The 26,485-nt window shown below is 73.6% G+C and carries 25 protein-coding genes, 1 tRNA gene and 1 pseudogene; 11 read left to right on the top strand and 16 right to left on the bottom strand.

Going from position 1 to position 26,485, the window contains the following annotated elements:
* A pseudogene (locus tag A6V29_RS17360) lies at window positions 1–1,201 on the top strand (hypothetical protein); the annotation flags it as partial.
* A complete protein-coding gene (locus A6V29_RS17355) occupies window positions 1,198–1,446 on the top strand; it encodes a hypothetical protein (protein ID WP_137161463.1) in 249 nt (82 codons plus the stop codon). The pseudogene A6V29_RS17360 and the gene A6V29_RS17355, both read left to right, overlap by 4 nt.
* Before the next feature lie 56 nt (window positions 1,447–1,502).
* Here the strand turns inward: A6V29_RS17355 and phoH2 are convergent, their stop codons facing one another.
* From phoH2 to A6V29_RS17335, 4 genes are all read right to left on the bottom strand, one after another.
* Entirely contained in the window at window positions 1,503–2,798 is a 1,296-nt protein-coding gene (gene phoH2, locus A6V29_RS17350; protein ID WP_137161462.1) for an RNA 5'-3' helicase PhoH2, read from the bottom strand.
* A 281-nt stretch (window positions 2,799–3,079) separates the two neighbouring features.
* On the bottom strand, window positions 3,080–3,460 hold the full coding sequence (locus A6V29_RS17345) for a hypothetical protein (protein ID WP_137161461.1): 381 nt from the start codon (window positions 3,458–3,460) through the stop codon (window positions 3,080–3,082).
* The gene (locus A6V29_RS17340; RefSeq protein ID WP_137161460.1) at window positions 3,457–4,683 is read right to left on the bottom strand and encodes a DUF885 domain-containing protein; all 1,227 of its coding nucleotides are present in this window, start codon (window positions 4,681–4,683) and stop codon (window positions 3,457–3,459) included. The genes A6V29_RS17345 and A6V29_RS17340 overlap by 4 nt, the downstream gene beginning before the upstream one ends.
* Before the next feature lie 24 nt (window positions 4,684–4,707).
* The gene (locus A6V29_RS17335; RefSeq protein ID WP_137161459.1) at window positions 4,708–5,487 is read right to left on the bottom strand and encodes an isoprenyl transferase; all 780 of its coding nucleotides are present in this window, start codon (window positions 5,485–5,487) and stop codon (window positions 4,708–4,710) included.
* Between the two features lie 121 nt (window positions 5,488–5,608).
* Here A6V29_RS17335 and trhA point away from each other — a divergent pair, with 121 nt between their 5' ends.
* Together trhA and A6V29_RS17325 are read left to right on the top strand one after the other, a co-directional pair.
* The gene (gene trhA, locus A6V29_RS17330; protein WP_137161458.1) at window positions 5,609–6,424 is read left to right on the top strand and encodes a PAQR family membrane homeostasis protein TrhA; all 816 of its coding nucleotides are present in this window, start codon (window positions 5,609–5,611) and stop codon (window positions 6,422–6,424) included.
* 28 nt (window positions 6,425–6,452) lie between these two features.
* A complete protein-coding gene (locus tag A6V29_RS17325; protein WP_212719544.1) occupies window positions 6,453–7,058 on the top strand; it encodes a rhomboid family intramembrane serine protease in 606 nt (201 codons plus the stop codon).
* On the opposite strand, the gene A6V29_RS17320 is transcribed toward A6V29_RS17325, so the two are convergent.
* Together A6V29_RS17320 and abmR are read right to left on the bottom strand one after the other, a co-directional pair.
* The gene (locus A6V29_RS17320; protein WP_137161457.1) at window positions 7,027–8,277 is read right to left on the bottom strand and encodes a geranylgeranyl reductase family protein; all 1,251 of its coding nucleotides are present in this window, start codon (window positions 8,275–8,277) and stop codon (window positions 7,027–7,029) included. The genes A6V29_RS17325 and A6V29_RS17320 overlap by 32 nt on opposite strands.
* 58 nt (window positions 8,278–8,335) lie before the next feature.
* The gene (abmR, locus tag A6V29_RS17315) at window positions 8,336–8,935 is read right to left on the bottom strand and encodes an ATP-binding transcription factor AbmR (RefSeq protein ID WP_137161456.1); all 600 of its coding nucleotides are present in this window, start codon (window positions 8,933–8,935) and stop codon (window positions 8,336–8,338) included.
* 318 nt (window positions 8,936–9,253) lie between these two features.
* Here abmR and A6V29_RS17310 point away from each other — a divergent pair, with 318 nt between their 5' ends.
* Window positions 9,254–9,814, top strand: a complete 561-nt coding sequence (locus tag A6V29_RS17310) for an AMIN-like domain-containing (lipo)protein (protein ID WP_137161455.1) — start codon at window positions 9,254–9,256, stop codon at window positions 9,812–9,814.
* 46 nt (window positions 9,815–9,860) lie between these two features.
* On the opposite strand, the gene A6V29_RS17305 is transcribed toward A6V29_RS17310, so the two are convergent.
* Together A6V29_RS17305 and mca are read right to left on the bottom strand one after the other, a co-directional pair.
* Complete coding sequence (locus A6V29_RS17305) at window positions 9,861–10,181, bottom strand: hypothetical protein (RefSeq protein ID WP_137161454.1); 321 nt, start codon at window positions 10,179–10,181, stop codon at window positions 9,861–9,863.
* Entirely contained in the window at window positions 10,178–11,065 is an 888-nt protein-coding gene (gene mca / locus A6V29_RS17300; protein ID WP_137161453.1) for a mycothiol conjugate amidase Mca, read from the bottom strand. The genes A6V29_RS17305 and mca overlap by 4 nt, the downstream gene beginning before the upstream one ends.
* Window positions 11,066–11,307: 242 nt before the next feature.
* Between mca and greA the strand changes: the two genes are divergently transcribed.
* A complete protein-coding gene (gene greA, locus A6V29_RS17295) occupies window positions 11,308–11,811 on the top strand; it encodes a transcription elongation factor GreA (RefSeq protein WP_137161452.1) in 504 nt (167 codons plus the stop codon).
* An 8-nt stretch (window positions 11,812–11,819) separates the two neighbouring features.
* On the top strand, window positions 11,820–12,140 hold the full coding sequence (locus tag A6V29_RS17290; protein ID WP_137161451.1) for an RNHCP domain-containing protein: 321 nt from the start codon (window positions 11,820–11,822) through the stop codon (window positions 12,138–12,140).
* A gap of 104 nt (window positions 12,141–12,244) precedes the next feature.
* Here the strand turns inward: A6V29_RS17290 and A6V29_RS17285 are convergent, their stop codons facing one another.
* From A6V29_RS17285 to ilvA, 4 genes are all read right to left on the bottom strand, one after another.
* Window positions 12,245–14,302: a M3 family metallopeptidase gene (locus tag A6V29_RS17285; protein WP_137161450.1), complete on the bottom strand. Its 2,058-nt coding sequence runs from the start codon at window positions 14,300–14,302 to the stop codon at window positions 12,245–12,247.
* An 85-nt stretch (window positions 14,303–14,387) separates the two neighbouring features.
* On the bottom strand, window positions 14,388–15,194 hold the full coding sequence (locus A6V29_RS17280; RefSeq protein ID WP_137161449.1) for an ABC transporter permease: 807 nt from the start codon (window positions 15,192–15,194) through the stop codon (window positions 14,388–14,390).
* On the bottom strand, window positions 15,191–16,198 hold the full coding sequence (locus A6V29_RS17275) for an ATP-binding cassette domain-containing protein (protein ID WP_137161448.1): 1,008 nt from the start codon (window positions 16,196–16,198) through the stop codon (window positions 15,191–15,193). Before A6V29_RS17275 ends, A6V29_RS17280 begins: the two co-directional genes overlap by 4 nt.
* A 137-nt stretch (window positions 16,199–16,335) precedes the next feature.
* Window positions 16,336–17,550 (bottom strand): threonine ammonia-lyase, encoded by a 1,215-nt coding sequence (ilvA, locus tag A6V29_RS17270; RefSeq protein ID WP_137161447.1) that lies wholly within the window; start codon window positions 17,548–17,550, stop codon window positions 16,336–16,338.
* A gap of 61 nt (window positions 17,551–17,611) precedes the next feature.
* Between ilvA and A6V29_RS17265 the strand changes: the two genes are divergently transcribed.
* Window positions 17,612–19,084, top strand: coding sequence for a sigma 54-interacting transcriptional regulator (locus A6V29_RS17265; RefSeq protein WP_137161446.1), 1,473 nt, complete (start codon window positions 17,612–17,614; stop codon window positions 19,082–19,084).
* A gap of 1 nt (window position 19,085) precedes the next feature.
* The gene (locus A6V29_RS17260; protein WP_137161445.1) at window positions 19,086–21,065 is read left to right on the top strand and encodes a VWA domain-containing protein; all 1,980 of its coding nucleotides are present in this window, start codon (window positions 19,086–19,088) and stop codon (window positions 21,063–21,065) included.
* 6 nt (window positions 21,066–21,071) lie between these two features.
* Here A6V29_RS17260 and A6V29_RS17255 read toward each other — a convergent pair whose 3' ends face one another.
* The gene (locus A6V29_RS17255; protein ID WP_137161444.1) at window positions 21,072–21,935 is read right to left on the bottom strand and encodes a hypothetical protein; all 864 of its coding nucleotides are present in this window, start codon (window positions 21,933–21,935) and stop codon (window positions 21,072–21,074) included.
* Window positions 21,936–22,156: 221 nt separating this feature from the next.
* Here A6V29_RS17255 and A6V29_RS17250 point away from each other — a divergent pair, with 221 nt between their 5' ends.
* Together A6V29_RS17250 and A6V29_RS17245 are read left to right on the top strand one after the other, a co-directional pair.
* Window positions 22,157–23,173 (top strand): SGNH/GDSL hydrolase family protein, encoded by a 1,017-nt coding sequence (locus A6V29_RS17250; RefSeq protein ID WP_137161443.1) that lies wholly within the window; start codon window positions 22,157–22,159, stop codon window positions 23,171–23,173.
* Window positions 23,174–23,307: 134 nt separating this feature from the next.
* Window positions 23,308–24,528, top strand: coding sequence for an acetyl-CoA C-acetyltransferase (locus A6V29_RS17245; protein ID WP_137161442.1), 1,221 nt, complete (start codon window positions 23,308–23,310; stop codon window positions 24,526–24,528).
* 137 nt (window positions 24,529–24,665) lie between these two features.
* Here A6V29_RS17245 and A6V29_RS17240 read toward each other — a convergent pair whose 3' ends face one another.
* The 3 genes from A6V29_RS17240 to A6V29_RS17230 all read right to left on the bottom strand — a co-directional run bounded on the left by A6V29_RS17240 (window position 24,666) and on the right by A6V29_RS17230 (window position 26,464).
* Entirely contained in the window at window positions 24,666–25,463 is a 798-nt protein-coding gene (locus A6V29_RS17240) for a Bax inhibitor-1/YccA family protein (RefSeq protein ID WP_137161441.1), read from the bottom strand.
* Between the two features lie 136 nt (window positions 25,464–25,599).
* Window positions 25,600–25,673, bottom strand: a tRNA-Leu gene (locus tag A6V29_RS17235).
* 23 nt (window positions 25,674–25,696) lie between these two features.
* The gene (locus tag A6V29_RS17230) at window positions 25,697–26,464 is read right to left on the bottom strand and encodes a uracil-DNA glycosylase (RefSeq protein WP_137161440.1); all 768 of its coding nucleotides are present in this window, start codon (window positions 26,462–26,464) and stop codon (window positions 25,697–25,699) included.
* Between the last annotated feature and the right edge of the window lie 21 nt (window positions 26,465–26,485).

Genomic DNA, 26,485 nt, shown 5'->3' with positions numbered 1-26,485 from the left:
CGACGTCACGGCCGACGCCACGGCCGACCCCGTCATGACCGAAAGCGAGGCCGTCGAGGCGCCGGTTGAGGAGCGGCCGGAGGTCGAGGCCGAGCTGAGCGAGGAGCAGGCCCCGGTGCTCGCCCGCACCGCCAGTGACCCGGCACCGGCGCCCACGTCGCTGTCCATGGACGTCACCACCGTCATGCCGCCGCTGTCGCTGCTGCCCGGCGCGCCGTCGCGCGGCCGCGGCCTCCCGCCCGTGCCGCCGCGGACCTCGCGCCCGCCCGTTCCGCAGTCGTCCCGCACGGCCGCACCGGCGGGCGCCGCGGACGAGCCGACCGCGGCGCGCCCCGTCCCGGCGTCGCTGGCCACCGTCACCCGGCTGCCCGTCGCGCCGCTGATGGCGACGCCGGAGACCCCGGAGATGCCCGAGCTCGCCGAGCTGGCGGACCTCATCGAGGAGGCCGGCCCGGACCTCTTCGGTCCGCCCGCCCCGCCGCTGGTCCAGCCGCGGCCGGCGCGCGTGCGCATCGCTCCGCCGAGCACGCCGGAGGAGGTCGTCTCCCGGCTCACCGACCTCGGGGTGCCGGCCGAGCTGCTCGGCCCGACCTTCACCGACGACGTCGCCGCCGTCGGGACCTACGCCGCGCTGACCCGCGCCCTGGGCGCCCGGCTGCCGGAGGCACCCGAGCTCCCGACCGGCGCCGGTGACGTGCTGTTCGTCGTCGGCCCCGGCGTGGAGACGCTGCGCGCCGCGCGGTCGCTCGCCGCGACCCTCCGGCTCGACCCCGACCGCGTGCAGTGGGCCACCCGGGGCGACCTGGTCGGGCTGGTGCCCGAGAGCAGCCGGATGAGCACGATCGACACGGCCCTGGTCCGCCGCCAGGACGCCTCGACCACCGGCACGGTGACGATCGTGGCCGTGGACGCGCCGCTGCGCAGCGACGCCTACTGGATGTCGCAGATGCTCGCGATCTGGTCGCCGGTGGCGGTGTGGGCGGTCGTCGAGGCGACCCGCAAGCCCGAGGACCTCGAGCACTGGATCGACGGGCTCAGCCGGGTCGACGCGCTCATCGTGCACGACACCGACCTGTCCGCCGATCCGGCCGCGGTGCTCGCCCGCCTGGCCGCGCCGGTCGCCGTCGTCGACGGCGTGCGCGCCACCCCCCACCGGTGGGCCTCGGTCCTCTGCGAACGGCTCGAGACCGCACCGGCATGAGTCCGCTGCGCTGGGACGTGCTCGGGGTCGCGTTCGTGCTGGCTCTCCCGCTGCTCCTCCTGGGCCTCCGCGGCGACTTCACCGCCGAGGAGGTCACGCTGCGGTTGCCGTGGTGCCTGGCGGCGGGGTGGGTGGTCGTCGCTGTGGTCCGGTTCGCGGTCACCTCGGGCACGCCTCCGCAGCGGCGGGCCACCCCCGAGCCGGCCGACGACGCGGCGCCGGCACCGGCCGACACCACCGGCTGAGGGCTCGACGGCCGACGCCGCTCCCGGGGCGCGCTCGGCGCCCCGGGAGCGGGCGGTCAGATCGGCAGGTCCTCGAGCATCTCGGTGACCAGCGCGGCGATCGGCGAGCGCTCGGAGCGGGTCAGCGTGACGTGGGCGAACAGCGGGTGTCCCTTGAGGTTCTCGACGACGGCCGCGACGCCGTCGTGGCGCCCCACCCGGAGGTTGTCGCGCTGGGCGACGTCGTGGGTGAGCACCACCCGGGACCCCGCGCCGAGCCGGGACAGCACCGTGAGCAGCACCCCGCGCTCCAGCGACTGGGCCTCGTCCACGATGACGAACGAGTCGTGCAGCGACCGCCCGCGGATGTGCGTGAGCGGCAGGACCTCGATCAGTCCTCGGTCCGCGATCTCGTCGAGGACCGCGGGCGAGACCAGCGCGCCGAGGGTGTCGTACACCGCCTGCGCCCAGGGCGACATCTTGTCGCCCTCGCTGCCGGGCAGGTAGCCGAGCTCCTGCCCGCCGACGGCGTAGAGCGGCCGGAAGACGACCACCTTCTTGTGCGCCCGCCGCTCCATCACCGACTCCAGCCCCGCGCACAGCGCGAGCGCCGACTTTCCGGTGCCGGCGCGGCCGCCCAGCGAGACGATGCCGACGTCCGGGTCGAGCAGCAGGTCGAGGGCGACCCGCTGCTCCGCGGAGCGGCCGTGCAGCCCGAAGGCCTCGCGGTCACCGCGCACGAGCCGCACGTGCTTGTCCGGGAGCACCCGGCCCAGCGCCGACCCGCGCGAGGAGAGCAGCACCAGCCCGGTGTGCGTGGGCAGCTCCGCCGCGTCGGGCAGGAACACCTGACCGGTCTCGTAGAGCTCGTCGAGGTCGGCGTCGCCGATCGACAGCTCGGCGATCCCGGTCCACCCGGTGTCGACGGCGTCGTGCACGCGGTACTCGTCCGTGGCCAGGCCGACGGCGGCCGCCTTCACCCGGAGCGGCATGTCCTTGGTGATCAGGCGGACGTCGCGGCCCTCGGCCCGGAGGTTGAGCGCGACGACCATGATCCGGCTGTCGTTGCTGTCGTTGCGGAAGCCCGCCGGGAGGATCGACGGATCGCTGTGGTTGAGCTCCACGTGCACGGTGCCGCCGGCCTCCCCCACCGGTACCGGGGCGTCGAGGCGGCCGTGCCGGATGCGCAGGTCGTCGAGCATCCGCAGGGACCGGCGGGCGAACCAGCCGAGCTCGGGATGGTCCCGCTTGTCCTCGAGTTCCCCGATCACGACGAGCGGGAGCACGACGTCGGAGTCGCCGAAGCGCAGCAGCGCACCCGGGTCGGAGAGGAGGACGGAGGTGTCGAGGACGAACGTGCGGCGAGTGGTCACGTGTCGGCTCCCGTGGGGCGCGCGGCGCCCCGACTCGTAGGCGGCCGGGCCCCGGCGCGGAGCCGGGTTCCGGCCCCCCTGGTCGACGAACTCGTCTGACACCAACCGGGCCTCCCGTGTCCGGCCCGGGAAGTTCCGGGTCGAACACCTGCGACGCTAGAACCGCCCACCGACGAAAACGCTCGAGGCACCCCGACCGGAAACACAACGTTCACCTGGTGGGGCCACACGCGTCCCAGTCGCCCCGTGCGGCGGGACGGCGCCGGATCGATCGCGCCGGATCAGTCGCGGCGCGGCCACCCCGGCCGGTCGTCGGGGCCGGGAGGGCGCACCGCGGGCCGCTCGACGGTGTCCGTGCGGTTCTCCGCGCCGGGCGGTGGAAGGGCCCCGTCGTCCCAGCCGCCGTCGTCCCAGCTCCCGTCGTCCCAGTCCTCGTCGGCCCAGCCCTCGTCGTGTTCGGCGCCGTCGAGGCGGTGCTGCTCCCACGCCGGGCGGCGGCGAGGACGGAGCGCGACCAGCAGCCACAGCAGCGGGACGGCGAGCACCGGCCACTGCACCGAGAGATCCCCCAGCCGCAGGACGCCGGCGAGGAGGAAGACGGCCAACCACCCGGCCGTCCACACCCCGAGCAGCCGCGCGCGCCGGGGATCCCGCCGGCTCACCGGGTCCCGGCCACCGCGAGCTCCCCGGCGACGCCCGCCGGGGTCAGCGGCTCGTCGAGCAGGCGGAGGAAGCGCTCCGCGACCGGCTGCCCGGCCGGGCGTGCGTCCAGCCACCGCGACAGCAGGGCGAGACCCTCGACGTAGGTGGAGATGTAGGCCCGCCACAGCGGATCGGTGAGGAAGCGGATCTGCTGGCGGGCGCGGTCGGCGCTCACCAGTGACCAGCGCTGCAGGAAGGCCGCCACCTCGTCGACGTCGGCCCCCCGGTCGTGCAGCAGCAGCGCCGCGTCCTGGCGCACCCGGTTCAGCGGTGCGGCGGCCGCGGCGATCCGCTCGGCGAGGTGCCCGTCGAAGCGCAGCCCGAGGTCACCGAGGATCTCCGCCGACCACGGCCCCCAGCCCTCGCCCACCGCCGCCTCGATGCCGAGGTCGGCCAGGCCCTCGGCCATGAGGCACTCCGGGGTGTTGACGAGGAAGATCGTGTGCTCCGTCCGGCCCGCGCGCTCGACCAGCCCGCGCTCCTTGCGGCAGTGCTCGGTGTGGTGGCCCGGGTAGGACTCGTGCGCGACGAGGTGGGCCAGCTGCGAGAGCCGGTGCGGCAGGTCGGCGTTGATCGCCACCCGGGACCGGTAGTCGCCCTCGTAGTAGTTGAAGCCCGACCACGGCTTGTCGGTGACCACCTCGTAGCTGACCGTCTCGACCTCGGGCAGCCCGTACTGCCCGCGCGTCCGGTCCCGCAGCGCGCTGGACAGCGCGTGCACCGCGGCCTCGAGCCGGCCCGGCGGGCACTCCTCGCGGCGGCGGTGCGCCGCGTACCGCTCGGCCAGCGAGCCGCTGCCGGGCAGCAACGCGTCGAGCTCGGCGTGCGCCGCGGCGTAGACGCCCTCGTCCCCCAGGTCGACGTCGACCTGGAAGTAGCTGCGCACCTCCTCGACGAAGCCGACCGGCTCGCCGCTCATCTTCCGGGCCGTGCACTCCAGCCCGGTCAGCTGGCCGCGCAGGAACTCCGTCCGGTCGGCCGGCAGCCCCGCGGCGTCGAGCTCGGTGAGCAGCTCCCGCGCCCGGTCGCGCAGCTGCTGCGGGGTCGGGGCTGGCTCGTCCAGGACCTGCGCCCGGATCCGCGGATCACCGGTGTAGGCGTCCACGAAGCCCGCCTCGAGCCGGTCGAAGCGCAGCCCGAGACGCACGTACTCCGCGGGCACGTCGACGGCTACGGCGCTCATGCGGGCAGTCTGGCAGCCGTCCGGCTAACCGCCGAAGCGGCGGTGCCGGGCCGAGTAGTCGCGCAGCGCGCGCAGGAAGTCCACCCGGCGGAAGTCGGGCCAGTACACGTCGGTGAAGTAGAACTCCGAGTGCGCCGTCTGCCAGAGCAGGAAACCCGACATGCGCTGCTCGCCGCTGGTGCGGATGACCAGGTCGGGATCGGGCTGGCCGCGGGTGTAGAGGTGCTCGGAGATGTGCTCGACGTCGAGCTGGTCGATCAGCTCGGGCAGCGTCGTCCCCCGCTCGGCGTGCTCGGCCAGCAGCGAGCGGACGGCGTCGGCGATCTCGCGCCGCCCGCCGTACCCGACCGCCAGGTTCACGCTGGCCCCCGGCCGGTCGCGGGTGTCCTCCTCCGCCTCCTTGAGGACGGCGACGGTCTCGGCCGGGAGCAGCTCCAGCGCGCCCACGGCGCGCAGCTGCCAGTTGCGCCCCGGTCCGGCGAGGTCGCAGGCGACGCCCTCGATGATCCGCAGCAGCGGGGTGAGCTCGGGCTCGGGCCGCTGGAGGTTGTCCGTCGACAGCAGGAAGAGGGTGACCACCCCGACGCCGGCCTCGTCGCACCAGCGCAGCAGGTCGACGATCTTGTCCGCGCCCACGCGGTGCCCCGCGTTGACGTCCTCGAGGCCGATGGCGCGGGCCCAGCGCCGGTTCCCGTCGATGATCACGCCGACGTGCCGCGGGAGCTCGGCGTCGACCAGGGCGCGCGCCAGGCGGGCCTCGTAGACGCGGGTGAGCGCATCCCGCACGACGTGCCGCAGCCCCACGAACGCCCACCCTAGTGACCGCCGCCCCGCCGCTCATCCCCGCACGCCGGAGGGCGACGGACCCGCACAGGTCACAGCCGCGGCCCTGCAGATCGCGCCGCCGCTTCCGTAATCTCGGTGCATGAAGCCGACCTCTCCTTCCGCCGACGAGCCGGTCCGGGTCGAGGCCGACAGCGCCGAACTGGAGGCGCCGCGCCAGGAGGCGGTCACCGCCGTCCTGGACGAGGGCGAGCGGGTCGATCGCGCGTGGAGCGCCGAGGACTTCGCCGATCGGGACTGGACCCACCCGGACACCCGGCCGCGCATGCGAGGTTGGCTGCACCTGTTCTCGTTCTTCGGCGCGATCGTGTCGTCGGCCGTCCTCATCCCGCTGGCTTTCGTGGAGAGCCCGCGCGCCGGGCTGTCGGTCACCGTGTACTGCCTGACCATCTGCGGCCTGTTCGGGGTCAGCGCCCTCTACCACCGTCGGCGCTGGTCACCGCGGGGGTGGCGGGTCATGAAGCGGCTCGACCACTCGATGATCTTCCTGTTCATCGCCGGCACCTACACCCCGTTCGCGCTGCTGGCGGTCGACCAGCTCACCGGGTTCTGGGTGCTCGCGGTGGTCTGGATCGGCGCGATCTGCGGCGTGACGCTCAAGATGACCTGGCCGACGGCGCCCCGCTGGGTGGGCGTTCCGCTCTACATCGGGCTGGGCTGGGTCGCCGTCTTCGTGCTGACCGACATCCTGCACTTCGCCGGAGTGACCTCGCTGGTGCTCCTGGCCGTCGGTGGTGTCCTCTACACCCTCGGCGGGGTCGCCTACGCCATCAAGAAGCCCGATCCCTGGCCCGGGACGTTCGGCTACCACGAGGTCTTCCACGCCCTGACGGTCGTGGCCGCGGTCTGCCACTACATCGCGGTGTACTTCGCCATGTACAACTCGCCCTTCTCCTGACCACCCCCGGCCACGAGAGGAGCGCGGGTTGAGCGCGCCGACGTCGCCACCTCGGGACGGTCGCCGGGCCGGCCTGGTCGCGGTGGTGACGCTGGCCGGCGTCATGTGGGTGGCCGAGATCGTCGACCTGGTGCTCGGCGGCCGGCTCGACCTGCTCGGCATCGAGCCGCGGGAGGCCGACGGCCTGACCGGCGTCGTGCTGGCCCCGCTGCTGCACGTGGACTTCGGCCACCTCCTCGCGAACACGGCGCCGTTCCTGGTGCTCGGCGCGGTCGTGGCGCTCGGCGGGCTGGCGCGCCTGGCGGCGGTCACGGCGATCGTCACCGTGGTGAGCGGGCTCGGCACCTGGCTGTTCGGCGCCGAGGGATCGCTGCACGTGGGGGCCAGCGGCGTGGTGTTCGGCTTCGCCACCTACCTGGTCGCCCGCGGCCTGTTCGACCACCGGCTGCACTACCTCGCGATCGGGCTGCTGGTGGCGCTGGTCTACGGCAGCACTCTGCTGTTCGGCCTGGTGCCGCGTCCCGGGGTCTCGTGGCAGGGACATCTGTTCGGCGCCCTCGGCGGGCTGATCGCGGCCCGGGTGCTCGCCGCCCGGCGCCCGCTCAGGAGAACGGCGGGCGGTCGTCCAGCCTGACGGAGAACCGTCCGGCGGTGCGCCACAGCCGGGCGACGACGTCGCGGTCGTGCTCGGTGACGAGGTTGCCCATCACCCGCAGCGCGACTGTCATGAGCGGGCGGGAGCGCATCCCCACCGGCCCGGCCGCGGGGAGGAACCGGGGCAGGGTGAGCAGGCCGGCCAGGCGGCGGGCGATGGAGAACGCCTCCCCGTAGTGCCTGCGGAGCGTCTCCGGCCACGCCGTCGACCAGTCCGGCTCGTCGAGCAGCTCGGCGATCGACCGGCCGGTCTCCAGGCCGTAGTCGATGCCCTCGCCGTTGAGCGGGTTGACGCAGCCGGCCGCGTCTCCGACGAGGGCCCAGTTGCGCCCGGAGACACCCGACACCGCGCCGCCCATGGGCAGCAACGCCGAGGTGACGTCCCGAACCGCGCCGTCCAGCTGCCACTCCTCGCGGCGGCGCTCGGCGTAGAACTCGAGCAGCGACTTCAGCTGCACCCCGACCGGTCGGCGCGAGGTGGCGAGCGTGCCGACGCCCAGGTTCACCTCGCCCGCCTCCTTGCCCAGCGGGAAGACCCAGCCGTAGCCGGAGAGCAGCTCCCCCTCGGTGCCGCGCAGCTCCAGGTGCGAGCTGATCCACTCGTCGTCGCTGCGTCCCGAGCGGACGTAGCTGCGCGCGGCCACCCCGTAGGCGGTGTTCCGGTGCCACTCCCGGCCGAGCACGCGCCCGAGGGGCGAGCGCACGCCGTCGGCCACCACGAGCCGCCGGCAGGCGACCGTCGACCGCGTCCCGTCGGCGTGCTCGAAGACGACGGCGCGCACCTGATCGCCGTCCCGCTCGACGTCGACGGCCCGGGCGCCGTCCAGCGGCACCGCGCCGGAGTCCAGCGCCACCTGCCGGATCCGGGCGTCGAGCTCGGTGCGGGGCACGGCGCTGCCGTGGTCGGGGAAGTCCCCACCCGGCCAGGGCAGCTGCCACTCCTGACCGAAGCCGGCCGCGCGCAGCCCGCGGTTGCGGGCCTTGCCGCGGGCCCAGTCGCCCAGCCCGAGCCTGTCGAGCTCGCCCATGGCGCGCGGCGTCAGGCCGTCGCCGCAGGTCTTGTCGCGCGGGAAGACCGCAGCGTCGGCCAGGACGACGTCGCGACCGGTGCGGGCGACCCACGCGGCCGCCGCCGATCCTGCGGGCCCGGCTCCGACGACCAGGACATCGGTGGCGGCGGAGGGATCGTCGACGGGCACGCCGTCCAGTGTCCCTGGCCGACCGGGGCGACCGCGCACCTGCTCCGTCGACGCCGGCTCAGGAGACCGTCGGCCCCCGACCGCGCACCTCCTCCACCGCCGCCATCGCGGTGCGCAGGTCGTCCAGCCACTCCTCGGTGTGCTGCCCGACCAGGCGGACCGCCCACGCCAGCGCCTCGGACCGGGACCGGGCCACCCCGGCGTCGACCAGCGTGTCAAGCACCAGCCGCTCGCGCTGGCGCAGCCGGGTCATGACCGGCACCGACAGGTTGGTGAAGACCTCCCGGGTGTCTGCACAGGCCGCACCCCACGCCACTGACCGGCCGTACCGCTCCTGGGCGGCGTCGGCGATGGCCATGCGCTGCTGGCGGGTCTCCTCGCGGAAGCGGGCGATCCGGCCGGCACGGGCGGCGGCGGGGTCGCCCTCCCCCGCGTCGGGTTCGGCGAGCGGGCCCACCACGGTGATCTCGTCGCGGTCGATGGTCAGCTCGACCGGGCCGGTGAACCAGCCGTCCGGCAGCCGGCCGGCGAACCACCCCGCGACCTCTGCTCGATCGACGGGCGGCGCGGCCTCGGCGGCCCGCCCTCCCGCTCCCCTGCCGCGTCCGCGGCGGAACGCTGGTCCGAATGCTGCGTCGGCGAATCGATGGGCGTGCATGGCGGCCTCCCGCGACGGTGATTACACGCTTGCACGGTAACTCTCCGGCCGACGCGCGTCATCGATTTCTCCGCCCGCGAACACGGCACCGCGGCGGGACTGGTTCGGGGTGACGCTCCGTGGAGTACGTCGCCACCAGGTGAGAACCGCCGAACGGTTCCCGGCGTCCGATGGTCGTCCGACGGCAGCATCCGCCCACGCGACACGCGGGCATTGGGTGGTAATTGACTTCTCCGGGGGCTAGTGCTTTCCGGGCGTGTTTGTGGACTCTCGACACCAGCGCCATCCCGGCGCCGTCCCTGTCAGGAGGCATCCGCCATGACACGAAAGCCCGCCCGTCTCCTCGTCCTGGCGGTCACCGCCGCGGCCACAGCAGCCGTCGCGCCCGCTCCCGCCCAGGCGGCAGTGCCGTACTGCGGCATCACCTGGGGCTCCACCGCGAAGGTGTCGAGCGTCTCGTCCGCCGGGACCGTCGAGGGCGTCCGGGCAGGGCGCCATGCCTGCTTCGACCGCCTGGTCGTGGATCTCGACGGTCACGCCACCTTCGGCGCCTACGACGTCCGCTACGTCAGCCAGGTGCAGGAGGACGGCTCCGGTCGCGCCGTCCCCGTCCGGGGTGCGGCAGACCTGCAGGTCGTGCTGGGCGCACCGGCCTACGACCAGGAGGGGGACCCGACGTTCGACCCCGCGAACGACACCGAGGTCGTGGACCTGGCCGGCTACTCGACCTTCCGGCAGGTCGCGTGGGCCGGCTCCTACGAGGGCTACACGACGATCGCGCTCGGGGTCCGCGCCCGCCTGCCGTTCCGAGCCTTCGTGCTCGCGGGGACCTCGAGCACCGGCCCGCGTCTCGTGATCGACGTCGCCCACCGCTGGTGACCGCACCGGGAGGCCGCCCGGGCATCGACGAGGCGGCCTCCTGCGGTCAGGCGGGGGTGCCGCCCGGTCGCCCGTCGTCCCGGCGGGGAGGCTCGATGGCCAGCGGCCGGCGACGGAGCGCCTCGAGGACCTCCCCGCCCGGCTCCGTGTCGATCAGCTCGGCGGGGCTGTCGGGCACCTCGGGCAGGTCGTCGCCCGGCTCGAAGCTGCGCGGCAGCTTCTTCAGGTGCCGCGTCATCGAGCGCACCAGGATGATCACGGCGATGAGCAGCAGGCCGATCAGCAGCAACCCGAGCGGACCGGACTTGCCGATGTCCTCCGGCAGTTGCTCGTCGGCGGCCAGGACGGCGAACAGGGCCTCGTTCAACGGACCACGACCTCACTGCGCAGGCCGGCGAACAGATCGTCCTCCGGCGTCGGGGTGTCCACCAGCGACCGGGCCAGCTCGTAGTCCTCGGTCGGCCAGACCCGCTGCTGGGTCTCCAGCGGGCAGGCGAACCACCGGCCGAGCGGATCGATCTGGGTGGCATGGGCGACCAGGGCGGCGTCCCGGACGGCGAAGTACTCGGCGCACGGCACCCGCGTGGTGACCCGGTGGGAGATGTCCCGTGCCGGGTCCCAGTTGGCCAGCCACTCCGTGTACGGGGACTCTCCCCCGGTGGCGAGGATGGCCTCGTGCAGCGCCTTGGTCCGGGGCAGCGTGAAGCTCATGTGGTAGTAGAGCTTGCTCGGCTGCCACGGCTCGCCCAGCTCGGGGTAGCGGTCCGGATCGCCGGCGGCCTCGAAGGCGTGCACCGAGATCTCGTGGGTCTTGATGTGGTCGGGGTGCGGGTAGCCGCCGCGCTCGTCGTAGGTGGTGATGACCTGCGGCTTGAACCGCCGGATGAGCGCCACCAGCGGAGCGGCCGCCTCCTCCAGCGGCACGAGGGCGAAGCAGCCCTCGGGGAGGGGCGGCAGCGGGTCGCCCTCGGGCAGCCCGGAGTCCACGAAGCCCAAGAACTCCTGCTCCACGCCGAGGATCTCGCGCGCACGCTCCATCTCCTCGGCGCGGATCTGGGGCAGCCGCTCCCAGACCTCGGGACGGTCCATCGCCGGGTTGAGCACGGAGCCGCGCTCACCACCGGTGCAGGTGGCCACCATGACGCGTACGCCTTCGTCGACGTACTTCGCCATCGTGGCGGCGCCCTTGCTCGACTCGTCGTCCGGATGGGCGTGCACGGCGAGCAGGCGCAGCTGGTCGGGTCGGGTCACCCGGGCATTGTCCCCCGTCCGGCGCGAGGGGCGGCGGCGTGTCCCGGGCCGCCGTCCGGAAGGGGCAGCTCAGCGCGTCGAAACGCCCTGGTGTGTGCTCGATCACGGTCGAGCCGGTACGGTTTCGCAACCCGGGAGGCCACTTCCGGATCGCTGCACCGTCGTCGTCGCCGGTGCTAGCTTGGCTGGAGATCACGGCCGTCCCCGTCAGGGGGCGGCCTCCCGACTTTCAGGAGTACCTCGTGTCCACCCCCACCGACGAGCAGGAGCAGGGCATCTGGCTGACCCAGGAGGCCTACGACCGGCTGAAGGCCGAGCTCGACCAGCTGGTGGCGAACCGTCCGGCCATGGCCGCCGAGATCAACGCGCGGCGCGAGGAGGGCGACCTCAAGGAGAACGGCGGCTACCACGCGGCGAAGGACGAGCAGGGCAAGCAGGAGGCCCGCATCCGCCAGCTGGAGGACCTGCTGCGCAAGGCCACGGTGGGCGAGCCGCCCACGAAGGTCACGAACGCGGCCACGGGCACGGTGATCACGATCCGCTTCGAGGGCGACGACGACACCGAGAAGTTCCTCCTCGGCTCGCGCGAGATCGCGGGGACGACCGACCTGACCGTCTACTCCCCCGAGTCGGCGCTCGGCGCGGCGATCATGGGCGCGAAGCCCGGCGCGAAGGTCACCTACGAGGCGCCGAACGGCCGGAAGATCACCGTCGAGGTCGTCGGCATCGAGCCGTTCGTCCCCTGATCCGTCCGATGGCTCGCTCCCGGCGGGCGGAGAACACCGGCTTTGCCTGCGTGCACTGCGCGGCGCGCGTCCCGGCGAACACCGACGGCCACTACCGGAACCACTGCCCGTACTGCCTGTGGTCGCTGCACGTCGACGACCTCCCCGGTGATCGGGCCAGCGAGTGCCGGCAGCCGATGGAGCCGGTCGGCCTGGTGGAGAAGTCGGGCAAGGGCTGGCAGGTGGTGCACCGCTGCACGGCGTGCGGCCACCGCCAGCCCAACCGGCTCGTCCGTGACGGCGCAGCGCCCGACGACCTCGACCTGGTGCTGTCGCTGCCCTGGTTGTGAGCGTGGCGGCCGGACGACGTCCTCCCTCACCATGACCGGTCCTCCCTCGTCGTCGACCGCGAGGGAAGAACCCCGACGATCAGCTGAGCTGATCGTCGCGGCGCTCAGGCGGCGAGGCCGCGACGGCGGAGCAGCGGCCGGGGGTCGGCGTCGCGACCGCGGACGGCCCGGAACGCATCCAGCGGGTCCACCGAGCCACCCACGGCGAGCAGCCGCTCCCGGAACGCGTCGCCGTTCTCGCGGCGCAGGCCGCCGTTCTCCTTGAACCACTCCACCGTGTCGGCGTCGAGCACCTCCGACCAGATGTAGGAGTAGTAGCCGGCCGAGTAACCGCCGGCGAAGACGTGGTTGAAGTACGTGGTCCGGTACCGCGGCGGCACGAGCTCCGAGGCGACGCCGGCCTGCTCCAGCGCGGCCCGCTCGAACTGCGCGGGGTCGCCGACCTCGGTGTCCGGGGTGATCCGATGCCAGGCCTGGTCGAGCAGCGTGGCAGCCAGGTACTCGAGTGTCGCGAACCCCTCGCCCCACAGCCGGGACGCCTCGATCGCCTCGACCGCCGACGCGGGGATCGGCTCGCCGGTCTCGACGTGCCGCGCGTAGTGGGCGAGCACCTCCGGCCACGTCGCCCACATCTCGTTGACCTGGCTCGGGAACTCGACGAAGTCGCGGGGGACGCTGGTGCCGGCGAACCGGGGATAGGTGACCGAGGAGCTCAGGCCGTGCAGCGCGTGGCCGAACTCGTGGAACAGCGTGTCGACCTCGTCCAGGGTGAGCAGCGCCGGCTGGCCCGCGGACGGGCGGGAGACGTTGAGGTTGTTCACCACCACCGGCGAGGTCCCGAGCAGCCGGGACTGGGTGACGAACGAGTTCATCCAGGCGCCGCCGCGCTTGCCCTCGCGGGCGAAGAAGTCACCGAGGTAGAGCCCCACCGCGGTGCCGTCGGCGTCCGAGACCTCCCAGACCCGCACGTCCGGGTGGTAGCCCGCCAGGTCCGGCCGCGGGGTGAACCGGAAGCCGTAGAGCAGCTCGGCGGCGTGGAAGACGCCGTCGACGAGCACCCGGTCCAGTTCGAAGTACTGCCGCAGGGCAGCGGTGTCGACGGCGTAGCGCTCGGCCCGCACCTGCTCGCTGTAGAACGCCCAGTCCCAGGGCGCCAGCTCGACGCCGTCGGCGGCCGCGACCTCGGCCAGGACCGCCGCCTCGGCCTCGGCGTTGGCCACCGAGGCGGGCACCATCGAGGCGAGCATCGCGTCGACGGCCTCGGTGGTGCGGGCGGTCTGGTCCGCGAGCACCAGGTCGGCGTGCGTGTCGAAGCCCAGCAGCGCGGCCCGCTCCGCCCGCAGCCGGGCGATGCGCACCGCGACCGGTCCGTTGTCGTGCTCACCGGAGGAGGCGCGGCTCACCGACGCCTCGTGCACCCGGCGCCGCAGCTCCCGGTTCCGCAGCTTGGCCAGCACCGGCTGGCGGGTGGGCAGCAGCAGCGGCAGCACCCACCCCTCGAGCCCGCGCTCGGTGGCGGCGGTGGCGGCCGCGGCGATCTCCTCGGCGCTCAGGCCGTCCAGCTCGCCGACATCGGTCACGTGCACCGCGGCCGCCTCGGCGGCCAGCTGGAGGTTCTGCCCGAACGTCGTCGACAGCCCGGAGAGCTCCTGGTTGAGCTCGGTCAGCCGGGCGCGCCCCTCCTCGTCGAGCTGGGCGCCGGCCAGCACGAAGTCCAGGTGGTAGCGCTCGACCAGGCGCACCGTCTCGGCATCGAGACCCGCGTCGTGGCGGCCGGCGTGGACCGCCGCGATCCGCTCGAACAGCGCCGGGTCGAGCCGGATGGCATCGGAGTGCGCCGCGGCCAGCGGGGCGATCTCCCGTTCGATCTCCCGCAGCCGGGGCGTGGAGACCGAGGAGACGAGGTTGCCGAAGACGTGCCACGCCCGTGCGAGCAGCCGGCCCGAGCGCTCCATCGCCACGATGGTGTTCTCGACATCCGGCGGGGCGCTCGCACCGACGATCGCGGCCACCTCGGCACGCTGCTCGGCCATGCCGGCGAGCAACGCCTCCCGGCAGTGCTCGGGGCTGATCTCCGCGAACTGCGGCAGCCCGAACGGCAGCGGCGAGGGCGCGAACAGCGGATTGGCGGGGGTCACCTGGGAGATCTCGGCGGCGCTCATCGAGCCTCATCCTGCCTGCTCTCCTCCGCCGCTGCCGGGGGCATCCGCGCCCGAGCGGACGCGTCCCCGGCAGCGACGGCGGACCTCAGCGGCTGGCGGTGCGCCGGTAGGCGCGGACCGACAGCGGCACGAAGACCGCCAGGATGATCGCCGTCCACAGGAGCGTGTAGAGGGCCGGGTTCTGCATCGGCCAGGCGTCGGACACCGGCGCCCCCGGCACCGTGTTGCCGAACAGCTCCCGAGCGGCCTGGACGACGGTGGACACCGGGTTCCACTCCGCGAACACCTGGAGGAACGTCGGGAAGGACTCCAGCGGCACGAAGGCGTTCGACGCGAAGGTCAGCGGGAAGATGACCATGAAGCTCGCGTTGTTGACCACCTCGGGGGTGCGGACCAGGAGCCCGACCATCGCCATCAGCCAGCTGATCGCGTAGGCGAACACGAGCAGCAGGAGGAACCCGCCGATCGCCTCGGGCACCGAGGAGTTGATCCGCCAGCCGACCACCAGCCCGGTGAGCGCCATGACGGTGATCGAGATGACGTTCAGGCCGGCGTCGGCGACCGTCCGCCCGATCAGCACCGCGGCACGCGACATCGGCAGCGACCGGAACCTGTCGATCAACCCCTTCTGCAGGTCCTCGGCGATCGAGGCGCCGGTGACGGTCGACCCGAAGACGACGGTCTGGGCGAAGATCCCCGGCAGCAGGAACTCGGCGTAGTTGATGCCGTCGGGCAGGTTGATCGCGCCGCCGAACACGTACCTGAACAGCAGCACGAACATGATCGGCGACAGCGTCGCGAACACGATCAGGTCGGGTACCCGCTTGACCTTGATCAGGTTGCGCTTGGTGATGACGGCGCTGTCGGACAGCGTCGCGGCCAGCGAGCTCATCGGACTCCTCCGGTGGGAACGGGCTCGCGCTCGGGCTGAGGCTCCTCGTCGTCGGCCGCGACCTCCTCGGCCGCGCGGCCGGTGAGGGCGAGGAACACGTCGTCGAGGTCGGGCCGGCGCAGGCCCACGTCGAAGATCTGGGACACCCACCCGTCGAGCCGGCTCAGGGCCTCGGCGAGCACCTCCGCCCCGCCGCTCACCGGCAGGGTCAACCGCCGGCCGGCGACGTCGACGTGCGGCTCGTCCACCGCCAGGGGCCGGAGGGCCTCCACCATCGCGGGCAGTGCGCTCGCGTCGGTGACGGTGAACTCCAGCCGCTGGCCGCCGACCTGGGCCTTGAGCTCATCGGCGGTGCCCCGGGCGATGACCCGGCCGCGGTCGATGACCACCATGCGGTCGGCCAGCCTGTCGGCCTCCTCCAGGTACTGCGTGGTCAGCAGGATCGTCGTCCCGCCGTCGGCCAGCTCGGCGATGAACTCCCACATCGCCAGCCGGCTGCGGGGGTCGAGCCCGGTGGTGGGCTCGTCGAGGAACAGGATGCGGGGCCGGTTGATCAACGACGCGGCGATGTCCAGCCGGCGGCGCATGCCCCCGGAGTAGGTCTTCGCCGGCCGGTTCTCGGCCCCGATCAGGTCGAAGCGCTCCAGCAGCTCCTTGGCGCGGCTCCGGGCCTCGGCCTTGGGCAGCCGGTACAGCCGGCCCACCATCTCGAGGTTCTCGAAGCCGGTCAGGTACTCGTCGACCGCGGCGTACTGGCCGGTGAGGCCGATGGCCGCCCGGACGGCGTCGGGCTGGCGGGCGACGTCGAGCCCCGCCACCTCGGCCCGCCCCTCGTCGGCGTCGAGCAGGGTGGTCAGGATGCGCACGACCGTGGTCTTGCCTGCCCCGTTGGGGCCGAGCAACCCCAGCACGGAGCCCTCGGCCACGGTCAGGTCCACTCCGTCGAGGGCGGTGGTCGCGCCGAAGCGCTTCACCAGCCCCTCGACGACAATCGCGTCGGTCATGCCGAGAACGCTAGGGCCGGGCACCGACAGTTTCCGAGTGCTTTTCGCCATGGGCGGAGGAATTCGGGGCGGAGGAGAGAAGTCACGGGAGGGGGGACCGTCCGGCGGTCCGGAACTCATCGGCCGGACGGCCCCGGTCAGCCGGCGCTCACCGCGTAGCCCGCGGCGCTCAGCGCAGCCATCACGTCCTCGGCGTGCCCCGGCCCACGGGTCTCCAGGACGACGAAGATCTCCACCTCGCCCAGGTGCAGCCTGGTCGCCGTCCGCTCGTGCTCGACCTCGAGCACGTTGACGCCGGTCGCGGCCAGCTCGGCCAGCACACCGGCCAGCGAGCCCGGGCGGTCGGGCACGCGCACCCGCAGCGACAGGTAGCGGCCGGCCGCCGCCATGCCGTGCTGCACGACCTTCAGCAGCAGCAGGGGGTCGATGTTGCCGCCCGACACGACCGCGACCACCGGCGGCCGGAAGCTGCCGGGGTCGGCGAGCACGGCGGCCACCGCGGCGACGCCCGCGGGCTCGACCACCAGCTTGGCCCGCTCCAGGCAGAGCAGCAGCGCGCGGGACAGGTCCTCCTCGCTGACGGTGCGCACGTCGTCGACCAGCCGCTGCACGTGCGCGAGCGTCAGGTCGCTGGGGGCGGCGACGGCGATCCCGTCGGCCATCGTCGCCGTCTGCGCCAGGGCGACCGGCCGGCCGGCGGCGAGCGAGCCAGGGAACGCCGCCGCCCCCTCGGCCTGGACGGCGACCACGCGGACGTCGGGACGGCGCTCCTTGACGACGGCTGCGACGCCCGAGACCAGCCCACCCCCGCCGGTGCCGACCACCACGGTGGCGACGTCGGGGCACTGGTCGAGCGCCTCGAGCCCGACGGTGCCCTGCCCGGCGATCACGTCGGGGTGGTCGAAGGGGTGGATGAACACCGCCCCGGTGCGCTCGGCGTGCTCGGCGGCCGCGGGCAGCGCCGCGGCGAGGTCCTGGCCGGCCAGCCGGATGTCGGCGCCGTACGCCCGGGTCGCGGCGACCTTCGGCAGCGGCGCGCTCTCCGGCATGAACACCGTGGCCGGGCAGCCGAGCAGGCGCGCCGCCAGCGCCACGCCCTGGGCGTGGTTGCCGGCGCTCGCGGCGACGACGCCCCGGGCGCGCTCGTCCGCGGTCAGCCGCGCCAGCCGGGTGTAGGCGCCGCGGATCTTGAACGAGCCCGCGCGCTGCAGGTTCTCGGTCTTGAGCCAGACCGGTCCGCCGACGAGCTCGGCCAGCGCCCGCGAGTGCTCCAGCGGCGTGCGGCGGACGACGCCCTCGAGCAGCACCGCCGCCTCGGCGACGTCCGCCGCTCGGACCAGAGGGATCGCCATCCCGGGATCATGGCAGCTGTCGGGCCACCCAACCCGGCGCCGCCGACGTACCGTTCCAGGGGTGACCGACACCCCCGGGGTCGCCAGCGGACCCACCACCCCCGCCCCTGCCGCCACCACGCTCGGCGAGCTGCGTGCCAGCGGCGTCGTCTTCCAGCCGGTGAAGTCCGAGATCCGCACCAACCTCCTCGCCCGGTTGGGGCGCGGCGAGCCCAGCCTTCCGGGCATGGTCGGCTTCGAGGAGACGGTGCTGCCCGAGGTGGAGCGGGCGCTCATCGCCGGGCACGACCTCGTGCTGCTCGGCGAGCGCGGGCAGGGCAAGACGCGGCTGATCCGCACCCTCGTGGGCCTGCTCGACGAGTGGACCCCCGTGCTCACCGGCAGCGAGCTCAACGAGCACCCGCTGGCGCCGATCAGCGTCTGGGCGCACCGGCGGATCGCCGAGCACGGCGACGCCACCCCCGTGAGCTGGCTGCACCGCAGCGAGCGCTTCGGCGAGAAGCTGGCGACGCCGGACACGAGCGTCGGCGACCTGATCGGCGACGTCGACCCGATCAAGGTGGCCGAGGGCCGCACCCTGGGCGATCCGGAGACGGTGCACTACGGCCTCGTCCCCCGCACCAACCGCGGCATCTTCAGCGTCAACGAGCTCCCCGACCTCGCCGAGCGGATCCAGGTCGCGCTGCTCAACGTGCTCGAGGAGCGCGACATCCAGATCCGCGGCTACCGGGTGCGGCTCCCGCTGGACCTGCTGCTGGTCGCGAGCGCCAACCCCGAGGACTACACCAACCGGGGCCGGATCATCACCCCGCTCAAGGACCGGTTCGGCGCCGAGGTGCGCACCCACTACCCCATCGAGCTGACCGACGAGATCCGGCTGCTGCACCAGGAGGCGCACACCATCTGGCACGGCCAGGGCCAGGGGCTGCTGGGCGCGCCGATCGTGCCGGAGCACCTCGTCGAGATCATCGCCAGGTTCACCCGGCTGGTCCGCGAGTCCAGCCACGTCGACCAGCGCTCCGGCGTCAGCGCCCGGTTCGCCATCGCCGGACTGGAGACGGTGGCCGCCTCCGCCGTCCGCCGGGCCGCGATCGCCGGCGAGACCCGCCCCGTGGCGCGGGTCGTCGACCTGCCCAGCGTCGTCCCCGCCAGCCGCGGCAAGGTGGAGTTCGCCGACGCCAGCAGCGACAACGACGACGACCGCGAGCTCGAGATCCTCGACCACCTGCTCCGGCAGGCGACGGCGCAGACCTTCCGCGCCCGCTGCGCCGGGCTGGACCTCAGCGGCCTGCAGGAGCACTTCACCGGCGGCGAGACGGTGGAGTCCGGCGAGCTGGTCAGCGCACCGGCCCTGCTCGGACAGCTCGGCACGATCCCGAAGCTGGCCGAGCTGCTGGGCCGGCTGGGCGTGCCCGAGGGCGAGCACACGAGCGAGCAGGCCGCCGCGGCCGTGGAGTTCGCGCTGGAGGGGCTGTACCTGACCCGCCGGCTGGCGAAGGACACCGACGGCGGCCGCACGGTCTACGGGGCCTGACGTGGCCCGCCGCCCGCCCAAGGGCTACCGGTACGGCCGCTGGCGCGGCGGACCGGATCCGCTGACGCCGCCCTACGACCTGGGCAACGCCATCGACGAGATCGGCGACTCGGTACTGGCCGGCAGCGGCGTGCGCGAGGCCCTGCGCGAACTGCTGCGGCGTGGTGCCGAGGGGCGCCGCGGCCTGGACGAGCTGCGCCGCTCGGTCCGCGAGCGGCTGCGCAAGGCGCGCACCGCCGGCCGGATGGACGGCACCCTGCAGGAGGTGCGCGAACTGCTCGACCGCGCGGTCGAGGCGGAGCGCCGCGAGCTGTTCCCCGACCCCGACGACGCCGCCCGGCTCGCCGAGGGCGAGCTCGACGCGCTGCCCGAGGACACCGCGGGCGCCGTGCGCGCGCTCAAGGACTGGCAGTGGCGCTCGGACGAGGCGCGGCAGGCCTACGACCAGATCCAGGACCTGCTGCGCCGCGAGGTGCTGGACAGCTCCTTCGCCTCGATGAAGCAGGCGCTGCAGAACGCCGGCGAGCAGGACATGCAGGCGATCAAGGACATGGTCGCCGACCTCTCCCGGCTCGTCGACGCGCACAACCGCGGCGAGGACACCGACGAGCAGTTCCGCGAGTTCATGGAGCAGCACGGCCAGTTCTTCCCCGACGACCCGCAGTCGGTCGAAGAGCTGATCGACTCCCTCGCCCGCCGGGCGGCCGCGCAGGAACGGATGATGGCCGGCCTCTCCCCCGAGCAGCGGGCCGAGCTGGCCGACCTGATGGCCCAGACCATGGAGGACATGGGGCTGGCCAGCGAGATGGCCCACCTCTCCGACGCGCTCCGCCAGGCGCGCCCGGACCTGCCGTGGGGTCAGCGCGGGCAGGTGCCCGACGGCGAGCAGGCGCTGGGGCTGGGCGACGCCACCTCCGCCGTGGCCGAGCTCGCCGACCTCGAGGCGCTGTCCAACCAGCTCGCCCAGGGCTACGCGGGAGCGTCGCTGGCCGACATCGACGAGGAGCTGCTCGAACGCGCGCTCGGACGGCCGGCCGTCGACGACCTGGCGGCGCTGCGGCAGATGGAGAGCGAGCTCGAGCGGCAGGGCTACCTCAACCGCACCGGCGGCAAGCTCGAGCTCTCGCCCAAGGCGGTGCGCCGGCTCGGTGCGACGGCGCTGCGCCGGGTGTTCGCCCAGCTCGACGCCACCGGGCGCGGCGAGCACGACGTCGCCGACGCCGGGGCCGCCGGCGAGCTCACCGGCAGTTCGCGCGAGTGGCGGTTCGGCGACGAGCAGCCGCTGGACGTCGTCCGCACGGTGAAGAACGCCGTCCTGCGCACCGCGGGCGAGCCACGAGCGGACCGGCGGGTCCGGATCGCCGTCGAGGACTTCGAGGTCGTGGAGACCGAGCGGCGGACGGGCGCGGCGGTCGCCCTGCTCGTCGACCTCTCGTACTCCATGGCGCTGCGCGGCACGTGGGGGGCGGCGAAGTCCACCGCGATGGCGCTGCACTCGCTGGTCACGACGCGCTTCCCGCAGGACGCCATCGAGATCATCGGGTTCGCCTCGACGGCGCAGGTGCTGGCGCCGTCCACGCTGGCCGAGCTGTCCGTCGACACGCTGCAAGGCACCAACCTGCAGCACGGGCTGATGCTGGCGCGGCGGTTCCTCGCCCGGCACCACGACGCCGAGCCGGTCGTCCTGGTGGTCACCGACGGCGAGCCCACGGCCCACCTGGAGGACGACGGGACGCCGTTCTTCTGCTGGCCGCCGATGCCGGAGACGATCGCGCGGACGGTGGCCGAGGTGGAGCGGGTCGCGCGGTCGGGGGCGACCGTCAACGTGTTCGCGCTCGATCCCGACCCGGGGCTGGTGCACTTCGTGCACGACCTGACCCAGCGGGCCGGCGGGCGGGTGTTCACCCCGGACAGCGACCGCCTCGGCGAGTTCGTCGTCGCCGACTACTTGCGCTCCCGGCGGGGGCGGCGATCCCGGTGAGGGGCGTCAGGCGACGCTGAGCTGCTCCGACCGCACGAGGTCGGCGATCTCCGGGGCGTGCTCGGTTTCGGCCACCACGGTGAACCTTCCGCCCACCCGCCGGTACAGGCCGGCGCGCAGGTCGATGCCCGCGATCCGCGGGTTGTCGAGGAGCAGCAGGTGGCCGCCCTCGTCCAGGCTCTCCAGCAGGGCGCCCAGCGCCCGCTGGATGTCCTCGTCGCCGAAGTACAGCCGGCGCAGGAGGTTCGCCACCTTGATGACGTCGGGGGACGGTCCCTCCCACGGCTGGAACACGTCGTGCACGCGCGTGGCGACGCGAGGGTCCTCGCGCAGCAGCCGGCGGGCATCCGGACCGAGCAGCAGGACCGTGCGCCGGGTGCCCCTCCGGCGGGCCGCCGCGATCAGCGGGGTCCACAGCACCCGCACCCACCGCGCCAGCGACGGCCAGGCCAGCAGCCGGCGCCCGGCGACGAGCACGCAGGTGCCCTCGGCGTCGTGGAAGAACACGTGCCGCCGGGTCTGCACGGCGTCGAGGTGGAGGTACAAGTCGGCGATCACGTAGGACCGGAAGTCCGGGAGCTTCGCGACGAGCTCGACCGAGGTGGAGCCGTCGGACGCGCCGATGTCGACGAGCGAGGCACCGGCCAGGTCCACGTGCTCGAGCAGCAGCGCGTCGGCCGCGGCGTGCCGGTTGGCGCCGGTGATCTTGATCGTCGCGCCGACGTGCAGGATGGACATCGCCGCACGGAAGTCCTCGGCGGAGGGCTCCTCGTCGAGGAGGACCCTGGGGTCGACCCGGAACAGCCGTGGCGCCAGGCGCTCCAGGGAACGCGGCCAGCGGCCACGGATGCCTCGGACGGGTGCGCGCATGAGGATCGACGCTAGTGCCGCGACCGCCGCGCGGAGCCCCCCGCGCGGGCCGGTCTCGCTCGAACGGGTGCCCCGGCACCACACCTGTCGACCGGTCAGAGATGTGGTCCCGGTCACACCGAGGAGGGACACGGGCTCAGCCCGGAACAGGAGAGGCCGATAGCCTCGGTGACGGCGATCGGCGCAGGTGAGGCCGGACACCGACACCGGAGGGAGGCACCGTGACCCGAGCGGCGAGAGCGCGACGGCTGGCGACCGGTGCCGCCTACGGCGGGGGCGGCGTCGGGCTCGCGGGTGCGATCGTGGTCGCCCTCCTCCGCGAGGAGGCGCGCGCGGCCCGCCGGCGGGTCGAGGCCCGCCGCCAGCCGGACCCGCCGTCCGGCGACGGCATCTACGGACGTGGGCGCGGCAAGCCCATCTCCTTCACCGTGCTCGGCGACTCCAGCGCCGTCGGCCTCGGGGTCCAGCGGGCCGCCGAGACCCCGGGCGTCCTGATCGCGTCCGCGCTCGCCGAGCTCGCCGAGCGCCCGGTGCGGCTGACCAGGCTGGCCGTCTCCGGCGCCAAGTCCCCCCAGCTGGACGAGCAGGTCGACGCCGCGCTCGAGGAGGAGCCGGACGTCGCGCTGATCATGATCGGCGCCAACGACGTCACGAGCCGCACGCGTCCAGCCGTCTCGGTGCGCCACCTGGCCGACGCCGTGCGCCGGCTCCGCGCCGCCGGCGCCGAGGTCGTGGTCGGCACCTGCCCCGACCTGGGCACGGTCCGTCCGATCGCGCAGCCGCTGCGCACCCTGGCCCGGCGCTGGAGCCGGCAGATGGCCGCGGCGCAGACCATCGCCGTCGTCGAGGCCGGCGGACGCACGGTCTCCCTCGGTTCGGTGCTCGGGCCCTCGTTCGCCTCCGACCGCACGCTGTTCAGCCACGACGAGTTCCACCCCAGCGCCGCCGGCTACGCGCACGCGGCGGCGGTGATCCTGCCGTCGGTCGCCGACGCGCTCGGCGTCTGGCCGGCCACCGCCGAGCGGCGTCGTGGCCCGCGCCGCCAGTCGGTCCGCCCGGTCGCCAGCGCCGCCGCCCGCGCCGTCAACCGGCCGGGGACCGAGGTCCAGAGCGCCGCGAAGGCCGACGGCACGACCGGGGCCCGCGGCGGCTGGGCCCTGCTGCGCCGTCGCCGCGCTCCCGAGATCCCCACGCCCGGCGCGGCCGGACGGACCGAACCGGAGCCGGTCGCCCCGTAGCGGCTGCGTGACACGGGGCACAACCGGCCCACCCCTGTGCCGCGGCTCATAGCGCCCGGAGCGGCCGGGGTAGTTTCACAGGTGACCTCACGTCCGGCGAACCCGTGACCGGACCCCCTCATCGTGGAGGACCCATGCCCGAAGCAGTCATCGTTTCCACTGCGCGCTCCCCCATCGGCCGCGCCTTCAAGGGCTCGCTGAAGGACATCCGCCCGGACGACCTCGCCGCCACCATCGTCAAGGCGGCGCTGGACAAGGTGCCGGCTCTCGACCCCCGCGACGTCGACGACCTCATGCTGGGCGTCGGGCTCCCCGGTGGCGAGCAGGGCTACAACATGGGCCGCGTGGTCAGCGTCCTCATGGGCATGGACCACCTGCCCGGCACGACCATCACCCGCTACTGCTCCTCGTCGCTGCAGACCACCCGGATGGCCATGCACGCCATCAAGGCCGGTGAGGGCGACGTGTTCATCTCGGCGGGCGTCGAGATGGTCTCCCGGTTCGTGAAGGGCAACAGCGACGGCCTGCCGGACACGAAGAACCCCGTCTTCGAGGCCGCCCAGGCCAAGGCCGCCAAGGCCGCCGAGAGCGGTGCGGACAGCTGGACCGACCCCCGCGAGAACGGCGACCTGCCCGACGTCTACATCGCGATGGGCCAGACCGCCGAGAACCTGGCGCTGCTCAAGGGCGTCTCCCGCCAGGAGATGGACGAGTACGCCGTCCGCAGCCAGAACCTCGCCGTCGAGTCGATCGACAACGGTTTCTGGGCCCGCGAGATCACCCCGGTGACCACCCCCGACGGCACCGTGGTCAGCCAGGACGACGGCCCCCGCCGCGGCACCACGCTCGAGGGCCTGGCCGCCCTCAAGCCGGCCTTCCGTCCCGACGGCCGCGCCACCGCCGGCAACGCCTGTCCGCTCAACGACGGTGCGGCCGCCGTGGTCGTCATGAGCGACACCAAGGCCGCGGAGCTGGGCCTGACCCCGCTGGCCCGCATCGTCTCCACCGCGGTCACCGGCCTCTCGCCGGAGATCATGGGCTACGGCCCGGTCGACGCCTCGAAGCTGGCGCTCAAGCGTGCGGGCATGACCATCGACGACATCGACCTCGTCGAGATCAACGAGGCGTTCGCCGCCCAGGTCATCCCGAGCTACCGCGACCTGAACATCGACATCGACAAGCTGAACGTCAACGGTGGCGCCATCGCCGTCGGCCACCCGTTCGGCATGACCGGCGCGCGCATCACCGGCACGCTGATCAACGGCCTGCAGACCCGCGACAAGACGTTCGGTCTGGAGACCATGTGCGTCGGTGGCGGCATGGGCATGGCGATGATCATCGAGCGCCTCTCCTGATCACGCGCTGATACCGCGCAACGGCCCGGTCCCCGGTAGGGGACCGGGCCGTTGTCGTTCCCGGACCGGCCGGCGCCGGAGACGACAGTGGCCCGGCCCCTCGCGGGGACCGGGCCACTGTCGTGTGCCGGGAGCTGCTACTCGCGCAGGTAGCTGAGCAGCCGCAGGATCTCGATGTACAGCCAGACCACGGTGATCAGCAGCCCGAACGCGATGTACCAGGCGAACTTGGCCGGGGCGCCGCGCCGGATCGCCTCGTCGGCCATGTCGAAGTCCATCAGCAGCAGGAACGCGGCGATGCCGATCATCACGAGGCTGAACAGGATGCCGAGCGGGCCGTCGCTGCGGATGCCGAGGCCGTCGTCCATGAAGAAGTAGGCGACGAAGTTGGCGATCATCAGCACCAGGGCACCGACGAGCGCGCCGATCACCCAGCGGGTCATCTTGGGGGTCACCCGGACGGCGCCGGTCTTGTAGACCACCAGCATGCCGCCGAAGACACCGAAGGTGCCGATCAGCGCCTGCATGACGATGCCGGGGTAGATGGTGTTGAACGCCTCGCTGATGGCGCCCAGCGCGACGCCGTAGAGGGCGCCGTAGGACAGCGTGGCGGCCGGGTGGGCGATCTGCTTGAACGAGATCACCAGGCCGAGCACGAACGCGACGAGCACCGCCGGCAGGGCCAGGCCCCATGCGGCGTCACCCGGGAGGGCCCAGACGAACGCGGCCGCCAGGACGGTGACCAGGAAGGACAGACCCGTCTTGGTGACGACGTCGTCCATCGTCATGTACTTGGTGGTCGTCGCCGCGTAGGGCGACGGAGCGGCATAGGGGTCCTGCGTCGGGGTGGGCTGCTGCGCGGTGCCCCAGCCTGCGTACTGCTGGCCTCCGCCGGCACCACCGAGCCCCCGGAACGCGGGGTTGTTGCTGGCCATCGTCATCTCCTCGAGGTGACCTGTGGGTCGTGGCGTACACGGTGGTGCACTCCACTCGGTCTGGTCAACGCAGCGGGCGCCTCGCTAGTTCCGGCGTGTCGCCCGATCCGGATCACCCGTACGGGACGGCGCACGGTGCCCCCGGTCGGGCTCGAACCGACACTGGGACCCTTTTAAGGGGCCTGCCTCTGCCACTTGGGCTACGGGGGCGCGCTGCGCACGGTAGCGGTGCGTCAGGCGACGGTCGCGGCGATCTCGTTCGCCCGGGTGAGGACGGCGTCGAGCATCGGCTCGGTCAGCTTGCCGGTGAAGGTGTTCTGCTGGCTGACGTGGTAGCTGCCGAGCACGGTGAGCGGCCCGCGCGGCCCGGTCAGCTCCACCTCGGCGCCGTGCCCGAACACCGGCCGGGGCCGCGGGATCGCGTAGCCCGCCGCGGCGAGGACCGGCCACAGCGCCGTCCAGCCGAAGCCGCCGAGCACCATGATCACCCGCAGCCGGGGCAGGAGCTCCAGCTCGCGGGCCAGCCACGGCGAGCAGGTGTCGCGCTCCTCCGGGGTGGGCGCGTTGGCCGGTGGGGCGCAGCGCACCGAGGCGGCGACCCGGACGTCGGTGAGCTCCAGGCCGTCGCCGAGGTGCGTGGACGTCGGCTGGTTGGCCAGGCCCGCCCGCCAGAGCGCGGCGAAGATCCAGTCACCGCTGCGGTCACCGGTGAACACCCGGCCGGTGCGGTTGCCGCCGTGGGCGGCCGGGGCCAGCCCGACGACGGCGATGCGGGCGTCGGACGGGCCCATGCCCGGCACCGGACGGCCCCAGTAGTCCCAGTCGCGGAAGGACGCGCGCTTGACGCGGGCGACCTCCTCCCGCCAGGCCACCAGCCGGGGACAGGCGTAGCAGCCGGAGATCCGCTCGTCGAGGGTCGCCAGGTCGGGCACGTTGCGGGCGGCACGGACGACCCCGGCGCGCGTGCGGGTGACGGGGAACCCCCCGGCGTCTACGGGCATGGGAACCCAGGCATACGTCCA

The organism is Blastococcus sp. CCUG 61487, assembly GCF_005222955.1.
Lineage (GTDB): Bacteria > Actinomycetota > Actinomycetes > Mycobacteriales > Geodermatophilaceae > Blastococcus.
The sequence above is the reverse complement of the archived record's forward strand: the minus strand, read 5'-3'. Positions and strand labels throughout refer to the sequence as shown.